The 2923-nt window shown below is 43.3% G+C and carries 2 protein-coding genes; both read left to right on the plus strand.

What is annotated here, in order from left to right; translation table 11 throughout:
• Positions 1–1782 (plus strand): glycoside hydrolase family 97 protein (locus B3Z75_RS13250; RefSeq protein ID WP_294072682.1); only part of this gene is annotated, 1782 nt, incomplete at its 5' end.
• Between the two features lie 17 nt (positions 1783–1799).
• Positions 1800–2923, plus strand: a 1124-nt coding sequence (locus tag B3Z75_RS13255; protein WP_294072685.1) for a SusC/RagA family TonB-linked outer membrane protein, incomplete at its 3' end; no start/stop codon positions are given.

Consider the following 2923-nt stretch of genomic DNA (forward strand, 5'->3'; position numbering starts at 1 on the left):
ACGGTTCCCTCGCCGGACGGTCAAATTACCGCAATACTGAAATTCGATAAAGAGCAAGGATCAGTCCATTATTCAGTAATAAGTAATGGTCAGGAAGTGGTATCACAAAGCTCGATGGGGATTTCTACCAATCTGGGGGAATTCATATCGGGAATGAAGTTCGAAGGCTCTTCGAAAAAAACAGTGGATGAAACATATCACCTTCCCCAGGGAAAAGTTTCTACCTACCGGAATCATGCGAATGAGCAAACCTTGACTTTCAGTAAAAACGGACAACAATTGAACATTGTATTCCGGGTATATAACGATGGAGTCGCCTATCGCTACGAAATACCGGGTGAAGGCAATATTGAATTCAGCGGTGAAAGCAGTTCCATTAATCTGGCTGATACGAATCTCACTTACTACGGACAAAACCATCCGAACAGGTATGGATATGAAAGTGCGTTGGGTCCGATTGACGGTGAACAGATGTCCAATCCCGTGCTGGCTCACCTGAAGGATAAAAATCATTTTGTGTTGATGGGACAGGCGGCAACCTATGGCAATTATGTACAGACCCACTTTCAACGATCAGCTAACCGGTTCACTTACAGCTATCCGCTGGATCAGGAAAAAATTGGTCCCGTACATTCTACCCTACCCTTTCAATCTCCCTGGAGAATGGCCATCATTTCCCCCGAAAACCCCGGGAAAATTGTGGAATCTTATCTGGCTGAAAACTTGAATCCTCCTACCAATCCAGCCTATCTGAATCAGGATGGCACCATGAAAGACTGGGTGAGACCGGGACGTGTCATGTGGGATTTTATTGCCAGGGATGGAGACAAACCCCGTATGTGGATTGATGCGGTTGACGAAATGGGTTGGGAATACTACATGGCTGATGCCGGATTCGCAAACCGCTGGGGTGGAAGCGACTCCGTATTGAACGTCGTTGAATATGCCGACGCAAAGAATGTGGGAGTGATAGGATGGGCACATACCCGTGAATTCGATACTCCTGCCAAAGCCGACTCAACCATGAAGAGATACGCAGACTGGGGACTAAAAGGAGCTAAAATTGACTTTTTCGACAACAATACACTCAGTGATAATCCGCGCGACTGGAGAGACTATGAAGATACACAGCAAAGTTTGCAAATGAGGGACTGGATCTTTCAATTGGGCATCAAATATTCGTTTCTTCTCGAGCTGCACGGAAATACCATTCCAACAGGTGAACGCAGGCAATTTCCGAACCTGATGACGCTCGAGGGTGTTGACGGCATGGAAAGAAGAACAAAACCGGCCTCCAATGACCTCACCATTCCCTATGTCAGAAATGTAATGGGTCCGGTCAGTTATACGGTCATCCACTTTGAACGGTCTCCCGGCACACAGACCTATCAGTTAGCCATGCCCATTGTTTATGAAGCCGGTCTGATGATTTACGCCGAACACGGGAAAAAATTGCTTGAATGGCCAGGCAGGGAAATGATTAAAGATATTCCATCAACATGGGATGAAACAAAATACATCGAAGGAATGCCAGCCGGTCATATCGTGATTGCACGCAGAAAAGGAGAAGATTGGTACATTGGAGGTATGACGGACGCAGCTCGTACTGTTAATATGAAACTCGATTTTTTAAAAGAAGGAAAAAAATATCATGCATTAATTTTAAGTGATGATACCCATACAACAATGAAAAGTGAATCAAAACTTCTTACAAGCAGTGATGATTTATCAATCAATTTATTGGAAAGAGGAGGTTTTGCCTTACGTCTTATTATGTTTTAAAATTAAAAAACAAACTCATGAAAAAAAGTAAATTGCTGAATCTACTAAAATGTTCTTCATTCATTGTCACATGGATGATATCTCTGAACATGTTTGCACAGGGTATTACTGTAAAAGGTACTGTAACTGACGCAAACAACGAACCGATTATCGGGGCGACCATTGTTGAGCAGGCCAATACAGCACACGGTACCGTCACCGATATGGATGGGAACTATATGTTGAGTAATGTGCCGGCAAATGCACTTTTACAAATTACATATGTCGGTATGAAATCTCAGACTATTCCGGTGAATGGACGTACAACCATAAACATTACGATGGAGTCAGACACTGAATTACTGGAAGAAGTAGTGGTAGTTGGGTACGGAACACAGAGGAAGATTAATTTAACAGGCGCTGTAGGAAATGTGAGTGCCGATGAGATTACTTCCCGTATTGCTCCAAGTACCTCTTCTCTTTTACAAGGGAGAACTCCCGGATTACAAATTACACAAAATTCTGCCATGCCCGGAAATGAAAACGTGGAAATACGGATCAGAGGTATGGGGACTTTTAGTTCGGCCGGAAATAACCCCCTTATTCTCATCGATGGAGTAGAGGGAGATTTCAACAAGCTAAACCCAAATATGATCGAGAGTATCTCAATACTAAAAGATGCCGCCTCTGCTTCAATTTATGGATCACGTGCTGCAAACGGGGTGATTTTAGTAACTACTAAAACAGGAAAGGAGGGACGAGTTGGGGTAGAATACCAGTTCAACTATTCTATGCAAAAGCCTACTGAGCCTATGCATAGAGTGACTAACTCGGTTGAATATATGGAGTTAATCAACAAAGCGATCGACTTTTCCGGAAATGTAAATGCAGGCTGGAGGTACACGGATGATGAAATAAATCGTTACAGAAAAGGGCAAGACCCGAATGATCCCAGCTATAACCCTTTACAGTACCCGAATTGTGATTGGTTAGACTATTTAGTTCGTGATGCTGCTATGCAACAACACTTTATAAGCATTAACGGGGGAAAGGGTGGCACGAATTTCAATGCAGGTCTTGGATATATGAACCAAACCGGGCTTTTGTTAGGTACCGATTACCAGCGTTATGATGCCCAGATAAATTTCAAATCATTACTCAC

It is taken from the genome of Proteiniphilum sp. UBA1028 (assembly GCF_002316955.1).
Classification (GTDB): Bacteria; Bacteroidota; Bacteroidia; order Bacteroidales; family Dysgonomonadaceae; genus Proteiniphilum.